This window comes from Rhodococcus sp. ENV425 (assembly GCF_002887785.1).
Lineage (GTDB): Bacteria > Actinomycetota > Actinomycetes > Mycobacteriales > Mycobacteriaceae > Rhodococcus > Rhodococcus aetherivorans.
Map to the genome: position 1 here is coordinate 39,891 of NZ_PCZU01000271.1, position 14,371 is coordinate 54,261.

Annotated in this window: 13 protein-coding genes and 1 tRNA gene; 4 read left to right on the forward strand and 10 right to left on the reverse strand. The window is 70.1% G+C overall.

What is annotated here, in order from left to right:
- Positions 1–83: 83 nt before the first annotated feature.
- Positions 84–701 carry a TetR/AcrR family transcriptional regulator gene (locus CQZ88_RS25130; RefSeq protein ID WP_006947584.1) on the reverse strand — a complete coding sequence of 206 codons (618 nt, stop codon included), beginning with the start codon at positions 699–701 and terminating at the stop codon, positions 84–86.
- A gap of 90 nt (positions 702–791) precedes the next feature.
- Here CQZ88_RS25130 and CQZ88_RS25135 point away from each other — a divergent pair, with 90 nt between their 5' ends.
- Positions 792–1,613, forward strand: coding sequence for an oxygenase MpaB family protein (locus tag CQZ88_RS25135; protein ID WP_084648583.1), 822 nt, complete (start codon positions 792–794; stop codon positions 1,611–1,613).
- Here CQZ88_RS25135 and CQZ88_RS25140 read toward each other — a convergent pair.
- Complete coding sequence (locus tag CQZ88_RS25140) at positions 1,564–2,847, reverse strand: triacylglycerol lipase (RefSeq protein WP_102800462.1); 1,284 nt, start codon at positions 2,845–2,847, stop codon at positions 1,564–1,566. The two genes, CQZ88_RS25135 and CQZ88_RS25140, sit on opposite strands and share 50 nt — an antisense overlap.
- Positions 2,848–3,068: 221 nt before the next feature.
- Between CQZ88_RS25140 and CQZ88_RS25145 the strand changes: the two genes are divergently transcribed.
- Positions 3,069–3,139: transfer RNA gene (locus tag CQZ88_RS25145), tRNA-Gly, on the forward strand.
- 73 nt (positions 3,140–3,212) lie between these two features.
- On the opposite strand, the gene CQZ88_RS25150 is transcribed toward CQZ88_RS25145, so the two are convergent.
- The 8 genes from CQZ88_RS25150 to CQZ88_RS25190 all read right to left on the reverse strand — a co-directional run bounded on the left by CQZ88_RS25150 (position 3,213) and on the right by CQZ88_RS25190 (position 11,864).
- Positions 3,213–4,409 (reverse strand): YeiH family protein, encoded by a 1,197-nt coding sequence (locus tag CQZ88_RS25150; protein WP_029545801.1) that lies wholly within the window; start codon positions 4,407–4,409, stop codon positions 3,213–3,215.
- Between the two features lie 314 nt (positions 4,410–4,723).
- Complete coding sequence (locus tag CQZ88_RS25155; RefSeq protein WP_006947579.1) at positions 4,724–5,758, reverse strand: AraC family transcriptional regulator; 1,035 nt, start codon at positions 5,756–5,758, stop codon at positions 4,724–4,726.
- A gap of 224 nt (positions 5,759–5,982) precedes the next feature.
- Positions 5,983–6,804, reverse strand: a complete 822-nt coding sequence (gene phaZ / locus CQZ88_RS25165; protein WP_102800463.1) for a poly(3-hydroxyalkanoate) depolymerase — start codon at positions 6,802–6,804, stop codon at positions 5,983–5,985.
- Complete coding sequence (locus CQZ88_RS25170) at positions 6,801–7,253, reverse strand: MaoC family dehydratase (protein WP_102800464.1); 453 nt, start codon at positions 7,251–7,253, stop codon at positions 6,801–6,803. Before CQZ88_RS25170 ends, phaZ begins: the two co-directional genes overlap by 4 nt.
- 27 nt (positions 7,254–7,280) lie before the next feature.
- The gene (locus CQZ88_RS25175) at positions 7,281–8,984 is read right to left on the reverse strand and encodes an alpha/beta hydrolase (RefSeq protein WP_102800465.1); all 1,704 of its coding nucleotides are present in this window, start codon (positions 8,982–8,984) and stop codon (positions 7,281–7,283) included.
- On the reverse strand, positions 8,981–10,498 hold the full coding sequence (locus CQZ88_RS25180) for a long-chain fatty acid--CoA ligase (RefSeq protein ID WP_102800466.1): 1,518 nt from the start codon (positions 10,496–10,498) through the stop codon (positions 8,981–8,983). The genes CQZ88_RS25175 and CQZ88_RS25180 overlap by 4 nt, the downstream gene beginning before the upstream one ends.
- On the reverse strand, positions 10,495–10,722 hold the full coding sequence (locus CQZ88_RS25185; protein ID WP_006937055.1) for a hypothetical protein: 228 nt from the start codon (positions 10,720–10,722) through the stop codon (positions 10,495–10,497). Before CQZ88_RS25185 ends, CQZ88_RS25180 begins: the two co-directional genes overlap by 4 nt.
- On the reverse strand, positions 10,719–11,864 hold the full coding sequence (locus tag CQZ88_RS25190; RefSeq protein ID WP_006937057.1) for an acyl-CoA dehydrogenase family protein: 1,146 nt from the start codon (positions 11,862–11,864) through the stop codon (positions 10,719–10,721). Before CQZ88_RS25190 ends, CQZ88_RS25185 begins: the two co-directional genes overlap by 4 nt.
- A 630-nt stretch (positions 11,865–12,494) precedes the next feature.
- Between CQZ88_RS25190 and CQZ88_RS25195 the strand changes: the two genes are divergently transcribed.
- A complete protein-coding gene (locus tag CQZ88_RS25195) occupies positions 12,495–13,469 on the forward strand; it encodes a quinone oxidoreductase (protein WP_006937059.1) in 975 nt (324 codons plus the stop codon).
- Between the two features lie 56 nt (positions 13,470–13,525).
- Positions 13,526–14,371, forward strand: an 846-nt coding sequence (locus tag CQZ88_RS25200; protein ID WP_258008779.1) for a TauD/TfdA family dioxygenase, incomplete at its 3' end; no start/stop codon positions are given.

Consider the following 14,371-nt stretch of genomic DNA (forward strand, 5'->3'; position numbering starts at 1 on the left):
GTAGAGGCTAACAACCCGCACCGGGCGGCTCGAGAGCGCTCGAGGTTGTCAGCCGCGCCGGATGTCCGTCGCCGCCGGTCGCGTCAGCGGGCCTGCGACGACATCGTGAGCAGGAAATCGGTGCAGGCCTCGATCACCTCGTCCTGGCTCAGCGGGCTGTCGCCCTCGAGCCACGCCGTGAGCACCTGTGCGAGGCCGCCGACGACGAAGTGCGCCGCGAGGTCGAGCCGGGGCGTCGAGCTCACCTCGAAGAAGTCCACCGCCTGCGCCGTCACCAGCCCGGCGAACATGCGCGACGACTCGAGTCGCCGGCTCACCAGCTGGGGGTTGGCCTGGCTGACGGAGAAGATCAGCCGGCCCATGCGCGGGTCCTCGGCGACCTCGCGGACGATGTTCTCCACGCCGGCCCGGACCACCGACCGTTCGTCGCGCGGTGCCTCCGTGACCGCGCGCAGGGTGCTCTCGGCGATCCGCTGGATCACGTGGTCGTACACGGCGACGGTGAGTTCGTCGCGATCGGGGAAGTTTTCGTAGAAGTAGCGTGAGGCCAGGCCGGTGCGCTTGCACACGCCGCGGACGGACAGGGTGTGATCGCCGTCGGGTCCGCCGAGGATGTCGAGCCCGGCCTCGATGAGCTGCGCCCGCCGTTCCGCCTGCCGCTGTTCTCCCCCGCGTCCCCCGTAGAGCCGTCCTGTCACCATCCGTCCATCTTCTCAGGAGAGCTCTTTACCCCGATCATATATTTGACTACAGTCGTGTTCACATATAGGACGGACGAAGGGATCGACCTCGTGACCACCCTCGAGAAGCCTGCCGAGTTCGACGACGTCATGGACGGCCTCGGCCTCATGGCCGGCGCGGCGAACGTCATCATGCAGCTGTCCCACCCCGGCGTCGGCTACGGCGTCGTCGAGAGCCGTGTCGCCTCCGGCCGGCTGTTCGACCATCCGATCAAACGCACCCGCACCACCCTCACCTACCTGGCGGTCGCGGCCACCGGCACCGACGAGGAGAAGCAGCTCTTCCGGCGCGCCGTCAACACCGCCCACCGCCACGTCCGCTCCACCGAGGCGAGCCCGGTCGAATACAACGCCTTCGACCCCGAACTGCAGCTGTGGGTGGCCGCGTGCATCTACCGCGGCTTCGAGGACGTGCACCACGCGCTCTACGGACCGATCCCGGCCGAGGCCGTCGAGTGGTACTACCGCAAGGGCGCCACCTTCGGCACCACCCTGCAGGTCAAGCCCGACATGTGGCCGATCGACCGCGAGGCGTTCGAGGAGTACTGGAACGAAGCGCTCGCCAAGGTCGACATCGACGACGTCGTGCGCGACCATCTCTACGCCATCGCCGCCATGCGGTTCCTGCCCCGCCCGGTGTCGCTGCTGTTCGGCCGGCTCAACCTGTTCCTCACCGCCGGCTTCCTGCCGCCGATGTTCCGCGACCGGATGCGGCTGCCGTGGAGCCCGCGCGACCAGCGCCGCTTCGACCGGCTCATGCGCACCCTCGGGGCGGTCAACTCGCGGCTCCCGGTGGCGCTGCGCGAAGCGCCCTACCGGCTGCTCATGGCCGATCTGCGCCGGCGGATCCGGACGGGCCGTCCGCTGGTCTAGCCCCTCCGGGGCCGGTACGCAGCCGCATCAGCAGCTGCCGGTAGACCTCGTCGTCGTTGAGCAGCGTCAGATGGTGCGCCGGCGCCCGGTGCATGCCGTCCTCCATGCGGAAGCCGATGCGCCGGGTCCGGCCGTGCCCCGACGCGCTCGGCACCAGGACGAGTCCGTCCCCGAGCAACCGCCCCAGCGGATGAGCCGGGCTGCGCGTCAGGGTCGCCGACACGAAGCAGTGCATCGCCCCGTCGAGCAGGGGCACCTCCCGGCACACGGCGCGGCGCAGGTCGTCGATGCCGCGACCGGACCAGTCCTCGTCCACCACGGCGCCCTGGTTCAGGTCGCGGATGCCGGCGCTGCGCCGTCGCAGCAGCGTCCCGAACGGCCGCAGCTCCGGGACTGCGACGAGCGCGGCGCTCGCGTAGTGCACCGCCTGCTCGAGCGGCGCCCCCAGATGCGGGGATCCGAGCGAAACGACATGGCGCACACGATGAGTCCACGCCGCATCGGTCTCGGTGCCGTAGAAGCAGGCGCTGCGCGCGACGAGCCCACCCATGGAATGGCCGATCAACGCGAGCTGCTCGACCTTGCGCGGCCACGCCCGCACGAGCGCGTCGAGCAGCGCCGACAGCTCCCGACCGTTCGCGGAGATGCGCCGGCCCGTGTTGTAGCGGACGAACACGGACGTGCAGCCGAGATCGTCGACGAGTCGTTCGCCGTAGGTGCGGCGGCCGCCGAACCGCCACGTCGTCTCGGTCTCCATCAGACCGTGGACGAACACCACCACGCGGCCCGTCGCGTGCGGGAACGCGCGGGCGAGGCCCTCGGTCGTGAGTGGCACGGCCCGGCTGTCCACCCGCACCGACATCGGCAGCGCCAGCGGTGAGCCCTCGGCCTCGAGGACGTCGCCGATGAGGCCCTCGACCGCGGCGATCGCCATCGCCCCGCGGACGCTCTCCGACGGCAACCGGTCGCCGGTGGACTCCGCGAGCCCGAGCGCGGCCAGCTTCCCCGTCGCCGCGGCGGCACCCCTGATCGCGGAATAGACCCCGTCGGCGATCGCGTCGTGCGCGGCCTTCACCGCGAGCGCCGGCGTCCCGACGCCCAGTGCGACCGCCCCGAACACCCGGTCGGAGATGCTGCGGTGCATCGCCTGCACGCCCCCGGTCGCCGCGCCCACCTCGTCCAGCAGCAGCCGAGCCAGCTCGGACGCCTCGGACCGCTCCCCCGTGGCCTTCATGCTCCCAGTGTGGGGGTGCGACGCGCCGCTGTCGCGGCGGGGGCGAGCGGGAGGTTCCGGCGACGAGGGGGTGGTTCCGGAGGCCTCCACTCGGCGTTTGCCGCAACAACCTCCCCCTCGAAACGGAACGCTCCGGGGTGGATGTGACGTCGTCCGTGCGGAGTCTGCTACAGTGTGCGACGAGCGTGGACGGAGCCGAGAAATCGGCAAAAGCCCAGCGTGCCGATGTAGTTCAATGGTAGAACATCAGCTTCCCAAGCTGAATACGCGGGTTCGATTCCCGTCATCGGCTCTCCCGAAGGCCCCGGACCGCGCATCGCGCAGCCGGGGCCTTCGTCGTCGGCGGGTCGGCGCCCACATACCGGCTAGCCGACCAGCAGCACCCCGGTGAGCGCGGTCGCGGCGACGATGATCGTCGAGGCGGCGGCGAGAGCGAAGGGCCGCCACCCGACACCGCGCAACACGGACAGCCGGACCCCGGTGCCGAGCGCGAACATCGCGGCGGTGAGCAGCGCGGTCTGGGTCAGTCGCGCGGCGTCGAGCCACCCCGGTCCGAGAACACCGGTGGCCCGCAGCGCCACGCAGGCGAGGAATCCGACCAGGAACAGCGGCACCAAGGGCGGTCGCCGCGTCTGCGTGGGCGTGGCGGTGCGGCGTCGTGACGCCACCCCGATCCACGCGACCACCGGCGCCAGCAGCGCCACCCGGGCCAGCTTGACCGTCACTGCAATGGCCAGGGCACCGCCGCCCACCGCCGCGGCCGACGACCCCGCGTCGAGCGCGCCGCCGGCCGCGACCACCTGCGCCACCTCGTGAATCGCCGCGCCGGCCCACATTCCCGCCTGTGTCGAGTCCAGACCCAGGGCGGCCGCAGCCGCGGGAAGAGCCGGAATCATCACGGTGCCGAAGACGACGACCAGCGCGATGGTGGTCACCAGTTCCCGCTTACGTGCGTTCACCACGCCGTCGACCGCGGCCGCGGCCGCGGCACCGCAGATTGAGAAACTGCACGCGATCAGCAGCCGTTGCGTCCAGCCGATCCCGAGCAACTTCCCGAGCGCCATCGACCCGGCGATGCCCAGGCCGACCACCGCAGCGACCACCGCGAGCGTCCCCCACCCCAGTGCCAGCACGTTCGGCAGCAGCAGTTGCAGACCGAGCAGCGCGACTCCGATACGGAGCAGCCGCCGCGAGGCGACGGTCACACCCGGCTCGAAGACCGTCGGCAGCGTTCCCAGATTCGCGACCACCGCGCCGAGCAGGATCGCGATCAGCAGAGGGCTGATCCCACCCAACAGGCGCGCCGCGACAACTGCCACCGCCGCCGCGGCGGCAGACAACACCAATCCGGGCAGCGATGCACGCGCCCGTTCGAGCGCGACCTTCCCGTTGAGCCGGGTGCCGCGGCCGCCGCTGCGCCCGTCTCCGCCTCGGCCGCCCGACTCGGCCTGGCCGGTCCCCACGCCCGCGGCCGGCCGCGTATCCGCTCCGCCCGACGTGTCGTGGTCGGGATCCCTGCGGTCGGACTCCGCGGCCGCGGTAGCATCCAGCACGCTGCACACTCTCCTTCTTCGTCATGTCGGCCCGGGCATCCCGGCCCGGTCGAGGTATTCGACGTGGGGTCGGGTCCGTCAGGCTCGGTGGGTGACCGAGATCTGTTCCACGTCGGTGCATTACGGACACTTCGCGGTGACCGGCTCGCCGGGATCAACGTCGCCGCGATCGAACGGGCCACGGTCACCGACCCGGCTGGGGACCTCCCCGCAGGGCCTGAATTGCGACGCACCTCACGGTATCCGGATTCGGCAGGGCATACTGTCCCTATCGGGACACGGTGTATTCGATATGGGACGCCGCGTTCGCGCGGATGCCGGTGTCATACCAGCGCGTTCCCGGCCTGCACGGCGGTGTCCGTCCGGTGTTGGGCGCGCCATTGCCTTGGGCTGCAGTCGAATTCGTTGCTGAACCAGCGGGAGAAGTTGCTTGCCGAGGAGAAGCCGAGCAGATCGGCGACCTCGGTGAGCGAGTAGCGGCGGCCGGCGACGAGGTGTTCGGCCAGGTCCACGCGGGTGGCGGTGAGCACCGCGGTGTAGTTCTGCCCTGCCTCGGCGAGATGGCGGTGTACGGTGCGCCGGTCGACCCCGAGGCTGCGGGCGACCTGCTCGACCGAGCATCGCCCGGTGGGCAGCAGCAGTTCGATCAGCTCGCGGACCCGGGTGACGGGCGTCGCCTCGGGCCGGGTGTCGATGGTGTCGAGGAATTGGCGCGCATACGGTCCGATCGAGGGACCCGACATGGCGTTGGGAGCGTCGAGATCGCTTGTGTAGAGGACAATTCCGGAGAACTCCTGGTCGAACTTGACCATCGGGCCGAACGCCTCGAGGTGGGCGCTGGTGTCCTCGGGGGCGAAATGGGTGAAGCAGACCGCCAGGGGCTGCCAGCGGCCGCCGCGGAAATCGCGTAACAGCCCGTGCAGTACCCCCATCGCCAGTTCCGTGGCCTGCCGGGTGTCGGCGGGTTCGCCCAGCTCGAGCCCCACCCGGATCGTCGCCACGTCCTCTGCCTCGACCAACCGCAGCCGCAAAGCCTCGTTGTACATGTGCTGATAGCGCATCAGGAACTTCAGCGCACTGCGGACGTCGGGTTCCTCCCGGATGACCAGGCTCACCGGGCCGAGGCTGGCAAAGCGCCGACGCTCGACGAGCCGCAGCGCGAAGTCGGGGCAGCGGGTCGCGGCGGCCGAGCGTTCCAGCAGGCGAGCGATCGCGACGGCGGGGATCCACCGGTCCGGCAGCCCCAACCCGGCGGGATCGAGCCCGACGCTGCGCAGCAGTGGCGTCGGATCCGTGCCCAGCGACGCGCACAGGTCGGCGTACCCTGTGATCGCGGCGTAGCGGGCCAACGGCTTCATGTCCGGCCCCACCTCTCGCCCCGGAGAGAACACCTATGTCACCTCAAGATACGCTCGATCCGGCGGTGAGACACGCCCCGGATGGCGCCGATCGAAATCGCCGCCGGGGACACCGATGATCACGTGCACCGTGTCGCACCGACGGCTGTTCGGCAGCGCGGGGACGGTCCCCCGCGCGGGCGGCGGCCGCGAGTGCGTGCGTCGGCGGTCGTGGGTGATCGTCATCATCGTTGTTCGGGTTCGTGGAGGAAGGCGTCGATCACCGGGGCGAGTCTGCCGGCGTTGGTGATCGGTTCGATATGTCCGCCGTTGCGCAGGTACAGGGTGGCGTGGGGTAGCAGTCGGTGCAGGATGTGGGCGTTGACGATCGGAACGATGGGGTCGTCGGTGCCGGCGACGATCAGGGTGGGTTGGCGGATGAGGGGAAGCATCGGCAGGCTGGTCCACACGGCGCCGGCGAGCAGCTGGTGCAGGTAACCGATCGTCGATCCGGCGTGGGACTGGGTGTCGAAGAGGGCGGCGATGTCGCTGCCCTGGTTTCTCGCGGTGCCGCCGTAGATCTGGCCGGCGATCGCTGCGGTGTGATCGGGGTCGGTGAACCGGCGACCGGTGAGCATCTTGGCGAGCACCCGGGGATGTCCGGGCACCATGAGCGCCCCGGTGGCGGTGGCGACGAGCACGAGTCGCCGGCACCGGCGCGGGTTCTGGAAGGCGAACTGCTGGGCCAGCGCGCCGCCCCAGGACAGGCCGAGTACGTCCACCACGCCGATACCGAGCCGGTCGAGGACCCGTCCCAGCAGCCGCGCCAGGTAGCCGAACCCGTAGGGCGCGAACGAGGTCCGCGACCCGCCGACGCCGGGGACGTCGAACCGGACGATCGTGGTGGCCGGGTCGAGGGCGGCGACGAACGGGTCGAGCACCTCGAGCCCGGCGCCGATCCCGTTGCACAGCACCAGCGGCACCCCCGACCCGCGCCGGATGTGGACCCGGATGCGTTGCCGGCCCACGGTGAGGGTGCGCTGCGTGGTGCGAGCGTCTCCGGTCATCGGTAGACGACGACGACCTCGGCGACGCACACCGGCCGCGTCCCGCCCCGGATCTCGTAGGTGAGGGTGAACACGGCCTCGATGCCGGCGGGTTTCTCCACTGCGGCGGTGAGGGTGACGGTGGCGCGCAGTTCGGCTCCGACCGGGACCGGCGCGGGGAATCGGACCTTGTTCACCCCGTAGTTCACTGCCATCCCGAGGTGGTTGATGGCGAGTACCTCGGCGAGCACGATCGGCGTCAGCGACAGGGTGAGGTAGCCGTGCGCGATGGTGGTGCCGAACGGTCCGGCCACCGCCCGGTCGGGGTCGGTGTGGATCCACTGGTGGTCGCCGGTGGCGTCGGCGAACCGGTTCACCTGCTCCTGGGTGATCTCGCGCCAGTCGGTGCGGCCGAGTTCGTGCCCGACCAGGTCGAGCAGTGCTTTCGGGTTGTCGAGTGTGGTGGTCATGATGTCGCTTCCTGAGGTCGTGGTGGGTCAGATGTGGTGTACGTAGGTGCCGGGAGCGGGGTCGAGCGGGGAGTGGCCGGCGCCGCCGAGCGTGGTGGGTGCGGCGACGGTGGCGCCGCTGCGCGCGGCGAGCCAGGTGGTGTAGTCCGGCCACCAGGAGTCGCGGGTGACCGTCGCGCGGTCGAACCATTGCTCCGGGGTGTCCGCGTCGACGGGCCCGACCCGGAAGGACGCCTTGGGGTTTCCGGGTGGGTTGACCAGCGCGGCGACGTGCCCGCTGGTGGAGAGCACGAACCGGGTGTCGGCGCCGCCGAGCAGGGCGGCGCTGCGGTGGCAGGACTGCCATGGCGAGATGGGGTCGGCGATGCCGCCGATCACGTACGCGTCGGCGGTGACCGCTCCGAGGTCGATCGGGGTGCCCAACAGGTCGATCGTGCCGGGGGTGGCCAGCGCGTTGGTAGCGCCGATACGGACCAGGTCGCGGTGCAGGCCGGCGGTCATGCGAGTGGTGTCGGCGTTCCAATGCAGCACGTCGAACGGCGCGGGCGGGCGTCCCTGCAGGTAGTTGTTGACCCAGTAGCGCCACACCAGGTCGGTCGGGCGCAGCCAGGCGAACACCTCGGCCAGCTCGTCCCCGTCCAGGAAGCCCCTGGACTGCGAGCGTTCGATCGCGGTCTCGGCGGTGCGTGCGTCGAGGGCGGCGGCGGCGAACCCGGCCTGGGCCTGGTCGAGCACGGTCACCGCCAGGGTGAGCCCGGCAACCCGGTCGCCGTGGCCGGTGGCAGCCAGGTACGCGGCGGTCGTCGCGGCCAGGATCCCGCCCGAGCAGCTGCCCTGCAGATGCGTGCGGTCGGTGCCGGTGATCCCCTGGACGGCGTCCATCGCCTCGAGGATCGCGCCGCCGTAGGTGTCGAGGTCCCAGTCCCGATGCTCGGCGTGGGGGTTTCGCCAGGAGATGGCGAACACCTGCTGGCCCTGGGCGACGAAGTACTCGATCATGCTGCGACCGGGGGCGATGTCGGTGATGTAGTACTTGTTGATCACCGGCGGCACCATCAGCAGCGGCACCTCGCGCACGGTCGCGGATTGCGGAGCGTACTGGATCAGCTCGAACACCGGGGTGCGCAACACCACTGCCCCGGGTGTGACCGCGACGGTCTCGCCGAGGGTGTAGGCGCCGTCTTCGATCATCGCCGGCACCCGCGGCTTGGTGGCCATGTCGCGGGCGAACGCGCGCGCCCCGCGCAGCACGGACAGGCCGCCGGTGTCGATGAGCGCCTTCCACCCGAGCGGGTTGAGCAGCGGATTGTTGCTCGGCGCGAGGCCCTCGACGAGGTTGTCGAGCACGAACCGCATCCGTTCGGTGTCGCGCCAGTCCAAGCCCGCGTCCGCGAGCAGGGCATAGGCGGTGTCGGCGGTGGCGAGGTAGGCCTGCATGCTGCGGTGCAACCAGGGGTTGTTCTGCCACGCCGGGTCGGCGAATCGTTTGTCGCCCTTGCCGGGTGCGCGGTCGGCGCGGCCGGCGGCGACCGCAGCGAGTTCCTTGGCCAGGTTTCCGCCGCGGTGCGCGAGCGTGCCCGGGCGGGTGGCCAGCCCGCCCGCGAGCCGGGCCCAGGATCGGTTGGGCAGCATCCGGCCGGCCACGCCGCGGGCCGAGCCGGCCAGCAGCAGGTCCAGCGGCGCGGCGAGCTCGTCGGGGCGGTGTGCCGGCTTGGTGGTGGTGGTGGTCATGGTCGGTTGCTGCTTTCGAAGGTCGGGATGGTGATGTCGCGGCGCAGGATCTTGCCGGTCGGCCCCTGCGGCAGGGTGTCGAGGATCCAGATGTGGCGCGGATACTTGTAGGCGGCGACCCGCTGTTTGACGAATGCGACGATCTCGGCGGGATCGGCGCTCGCGCCGGGCTTGAGCGTGACCGCGGCGCCGATCTCCTCGCCGAGGCTGGCGTGCGGGATGCCGACCACCGCGGCCTCCGCCACGGCAGGGTGCTCGTAGACGACCTCCTCGACCTCGCGGGGGTAGACGTTGAACCCGCCGCGGATGATCAGGTCCTTCTTGCGGTCCACGATGTAGAAGTAGCCGTCGGTGTCGATGCGGCCGATGTCGCCGGTGGCGAACCAGCCGGCCGCGTCGATCGCGGCCGCGGTCGACTCGGGCAGGTTCCAGTAGCCCTTCATCACGTTCGGTCCCGCGATCTGGATCTCGCAGGGCTGGTCGGCCGGAACCTCGGCACCGGTGCCGTCCACGACACGCATCCGCACGCCCTCGATCGGGGTGCCGATCGAGCCGGTCTTACGGACGCGGTCCGGGTGGTTGAACGAGGCGACCGGGGAGGTTTCCGACAGCCCGTAGCCTTCCAGGATCACCGCGTCGAAGGTCCGCTCGAAGTCGGTGAGCACTGCCACCGGCAGCGACGCGCCGCCCGAGACGCACACTCGCAGGCTCGCCGTCGCCGCCGCGTCGAGTTCCCCGGCGACACCGAGCATCGCGGCGTACATGGTCGGCACGCCCTCGAACACGGTGACCCGGTCGCGGGCGATCACCTCGAGCGCGACTCGTGGGTCGAACCGCGGCACCAGTGTCAGCGTGGCACCCACGAGGACCGAGGCGTTGAGCCCACAGGTGAGCCCGAAGACGTGGAACAGCGGCAGTGCGCCCATCACGACGTCGTCGGGTCCGATCTGGATCAGGGTGCGGGCGGTCACCTCTGCGTTGCCGGCCAGTCCGGCGTGGGTGAGTTCGGCGCCCTTGGGCTTGCCGGTGGTGCCCGAGGTGTGCAGGATCACCGCGGTGTCCTCACCCGCCCGCGCCACCGGCGCGGCCTGCGCCGGCAGGTCGGCGGTCAGCCGGGCGAGGTCGTCGTCGTCGACCAGCCACAACCGGGCGTCGGCCGCGTCGGACGCGGCGCGGGCCTGCTCGGCGAACACCGGGGTCGCGAACAGCGCCGACGCGGCGGTGTTGGTCAGGAAGAACTCGATCTCGCGGGCCTTCAGCAGGGGGTTCATCGGCACCGCGATCGCGCCGCGCCGCAGGATGCCGTAGAACACGATCGCGAACGCCGCGGTGTTGGGCAGCATCACCGCGACCCGGTCACCGGGTGCGATCCCGGCCCGCTCGAGCAGGGTTGCCACCCGCGCCGCGGCCGCGTCGAACTCGGCGAACGCGAGCGTGTCCTCGCCGCACCGCAACGCGGTCTTGCCGGGGTAGTTGCGCGCTGACACAACGAGATTGGTACTGAGATTGGTCATGCTGTGGTTCTCCGGTGTGGTTCGAGAAAGGGGTCGTGGTCGGTGGTCGTCTCCGAACCGGCGTGGGGCCGAAGGGGCACGCACAGCGCCGGAGCCCAGCGAATGGAGCCGAGCACCCCGGTCAGCCACGCGATGCGGGCGGCGGCGTCGGACCGGGTGCGCGTCAGCCGGGCGAGCCACTCGGTGGGTTCGCTCGCGTGGGTGGCCGGCGCGGTGATGCTCACAGTCCGAGGTCCCGTCCGATGATCTCCTTCATGATCTCGTTGGACCCGGCCCAGATCTTGGTCACCCGTGCGTCCTTCCACGCCCGCGCGACCCGGTATTCGTTCATGAACCCGTAGCCGCCGTGCAGCTGGACGCAACTGTCGAGGATCTGGTTCTGCACCTGCGAGCTCCACCACTTGGCCTTCGCGGCGTCCACCGCGGTGAGCCGCCCCTCGGTGTGTGCCTGCACGCACCGATCGACGAACGCCTGCGCCACCTCGAGCGTGGTGACCAGTTCGGCGAAGAGGAACTTGTTGTACTGGAACGAGCCGATCGCCTGGCCGAACGCCTTGCGCGCCCGGGCATAGTCGAGGGTCTCGGCCAGGATCGCCTCGGCGTGCGCGAGATTCGACACCGCCGCGCAGATCCGTTCCTGCGGCAGCATTCGCATCATGTGCGCGAACCCGCCGTCGACCTCGCCGATCACGTTCGCCGCCGGGACCCGGACGTCGGTGAAGAACAACTCGGCGGTGTCGGACTCGGGTTGGCCGACCTTGTCCAGCTTGCGGCCCCGTTCGAAGCCCGCCGTGCCGGTCTCGACCGCGAACAGGGTGATGCCCTTGGCCTTCTTCTCCGGACTGGTCTTCGCCGCCACGATCACCAGGTCGGCGTGGTAACCGTTGGTGATGAACGTCTTGGACCCGTTGAGGATCCAGTCCTCCCCGTCGCGTCGGGCGGTGGTCTTCAATCCGGCCAGGTCCGAGCCCGCGGCCGGTTCGGTCATCGCGATCGCGGCGACCAGTTCACCGGTGCAGAACCCCGGCAGCCACCGCTGCTTCTGCTCCTCGGTGGTCAGCTCCACCAGATACGGCGCCACGATGTCGTAGTGGATGCCGAAACTCGACGCGATCGCGGCACTCACCCGCGAGAGTTCCTCCCCCACAACAGCATTGAACCGGTAGTCTCCCGCCGCGCTGCCACCGTACTGTTCGGGTACCTCCAGACCGAGCAGGCCGAGCTTGCCCGCCTCGATCCAGATCTCGCGGTCGATGAACCGCTGCTCGATGATCCGCTCGTGCTCCGGAATCAGGTGGCGCTGCGTGAAGTCACGCACCGTGTCACGAAAGGCGAGGTGGTCGGCGGTATAGATGGTCCTGGTCATCGATCTTCCTGAGGGGTGGCGACGGGTGTTTTCGAGCACGTCGGGCAGGTGGCCGCCTCGGCCGGCTGCATCGACGATCCCGGTGCTGGGGACGTGGCCCGCGGAGTGCGGGACTCGATCGAGAACCCATGTGGGTCTTCGGCTTGCCACTCCACGGTAGCCGAACCGCACCCACCGTACTTATCTCATCGGGTCAGCAGACTATTCGTATCGGGACAGGGTTGATGGCGCACAGACCACACCGCCTGCAGTCCACGCGAATCCGATGAGCACCGTTGTCGCACACCGACGCCGCCCCGGTCGGCTCGATCGACCGACACCGTCCCACACCATCACGCCCCTCGCATCCGGGATGCAGCCGGCTCGAACCCGGCGGGATGCACGTCCCGGGCCGGCGAGGCCGCTGGATCGCCGCAGCGTCCCGAAGCGAATATTTGGAGTCCCGCCAGGATAAGTATCCATGGGATGGTCCGACTAGAGTTGGGTTCATCACAGCACGGGCCACCCGGTGACCGCCCTCACAAGCCGAACCGGCGCACCCGAGCGAATCCAAAAGCTGTTCCACAGCACAACGTTTCGGATCTCCGAGTCGTCACGACGCGAGCACCCGGGACCGAGAAGGAGAATACCGTGGCGAAGGCCGTTCGTTTCTACGAGACCGGTGGACCGGAGGTCCTGCGGTGGGAGAACGCCGAGGTCGGGGAACCCGGCCCGGGCGAGGTCCGGATCCGCCACGGTGCGGTCGGCCTCAACTTCGCCGACACCTACTTCCGGACCGGGCTCTACCCGGCCGCGTTGCCCGCCGGCATGGGCGTCGAGGCGGCGGGTGTGGTCGAGGCCGTCGGCACCGGCGTGTCGCACGTGCGGGAGGGTGACCGCGTCACCTACACCGGCAGCCCGCTGGGCGCCTACAGCACCGAGCGGGTGATGCCGGCCGAGCACCTGATCACGCTCCCGGGCGGGATCGCGTTCGAGACCGCGGCGTCGATGACCATGCGCGGGCTCACCAGTGCGTATCTACTGCGGCGCATCGTCGCGCTGGACGCCGGGGACACGGTGCTGCTGCACGCCGCCGCAGGCGGGGTCGGCTCCATCGTCACTCAATGGGCGAATCTGCTGGGCATCAACGTGATCGGCACCGTGTCCAGCGACGCGAAGGCCGAGATCGCCCGCGCCAACGGCTGTGCACACGTGATCGTCTACACCCGCGAGAACGTCCCCGCCCGGGTCCGCGAGATCACCGACGGGGTCGGAGTGCCGGTGGTGTTCGACAGCATCGGCGCCTCCACCTTCGCGACCTCGCTCGACTCGCTGGCCCGCCGCGGCCTGCTGGTGTGCTTCGGCACCGCGTCCGGACCGATCCCGCCGATCGACGCGATGTCGCTGGCGGTGAAGGGCTCGCTGTTCGTGACCCGTCCCGCGCTGGCGGACTACATCGCCGACCCGGCCGAGCGGGCCGAACTGGCCGGCGAGGTGTTCGGCCACGTCGCCGCCGGCCGGATCCGCATCGACATCAACCAGCGCTACGAGCTGGCCGACGCGGTGACCGCACACCGCGATCTCGAGGCCGGCGCCAGCATCGGCACCTCGGTGTTCACCCTCTGAACCCGGCGAATACCCGACGCCGTCACCGAACCCCAATTCTTCTAGGAGACAACGCAATGTCTGTCACGATCGAGATGCCCCGGCGGACACGGACGGTGACCCCGTTCCGGGTCGAGCCGTTGACCGCCACGATCGGTGCGGAGCTGTTCGACGTGGACCTGGGCGAGGTGTCGCGCGACGACGCCCTGTTCGCCGAGCTGCGTGCGCTGCTGCTGCGTCACAAGGTGCTGTTCCTGCGCGGGCAGGACTTCACCCGCGCCGAGCACGTCGCGCTGGCGGAACGGTTCGGCCCGCTCGAGGATCACCCGGTGGCCGGCAGCGACCCCGACCATCCCGGGCTGGTGCGGATCTACAAGGACCTCGACAGCGCGCCGGAGCACTACGAGAACGCCTACCACTGCGACGCCACGTGGCGGCAGAACCCTCCGATGGGTTCGGTGCTGCGCGCCGTGGAGATCCCACCGGTCGGCGGCGACACCGTCTGGGTGAACATGGCGCTGGCCTACACGCGGCTGCCGCAATCGGTGAAGGACCGGATCGACGGGCTGCGCGCCCGCCACAGCATCGAGGCCAGCTTCGGTGCGAACATGCCCCTCGAGGCCCGGCACGCGCTGCACGAGCGGTTCCCCGACGCCGAGCACCCGGTGGTGCGCACCCATCCGGAAACCGGGGAGAAGATCCTGTTCGTCAACGCCTTCGCCACCCATTTCGTCAACTACCACACCCCCGACAACGTCCGCTTCGGCATCGACTACGCCCCCGGCGCCGGGGATCTGCTGCGCTACCTGATCAGCCAGGCCGCGATCCCGGAATACCAGGTGCGGTGGCGCTGGACCCCCAACAGCGTCGCCATCTGGGACAACCGATCCACGCAACACTATGCGGTGCAGGACTATTGGCCC

Excerpts from the sequence above, each read along its gene's own strand:
- CQZ88_RS25130 (WP_006947584.1), bottom strand. The coding sequence starts at position 701 with ATGGTGACAGGACGGCTCTACGGGGGACGCGGGGGAGAACAGCGGCAG.
- CQZ88_RS25140 (WP_102800462.1), bottom strand. The coding sequence starts at position 2,847 with ATGAAGGCCACGGGGGAGCGGTCCGAGGCGTCCGAGCTGGCTCGGCTG.
- CQZ88_RS25155 (WP_006947579.1), bottom strand. The coding sequence starts at position 5,758 with ATGAAGCCGTTGGCCCGCTACGCCGCGATCACAGGGTACGCCGACCTG.
- phaZ (WP_102800463.1), bottom strand. The coding sequence starts at position 6,804 with ATGACCGGAGACGCTCGCACCACGCAGCGCACCCTCACCGTGGGCCGG.
- CQZ88_RS25170 (WP_102800464.1), bottom strand. The coding sequence starts at position 7,253 with ATGACCACCACACTCGACAACCCGAAAGCACTGCTCGACCTGGTCGGG.
- CQZ88_RS25175 (WP_102800465.1), bottom strand. The coding sequence starts at position 8,984 with ATGACCACCACCACCACCAAGCCGGCACACCGCCCCGACGAGCTCGCC.
- CQZ88_RS25180 (WP_102800466.1), bottom strand. The coding sequence starts at position 10,498 with ATGACCAATCTCAGTACCAATCTCGTTGTGTCAGCGCGCAACTACCCC.
- CQZ88_RS25190 (WP_006937057.1), bottom strand. The coding sequence starts at position 11,864 with ATGACCAGGACCATCTATACCGCCGACCACCTCGCCTTTCGTGACACG.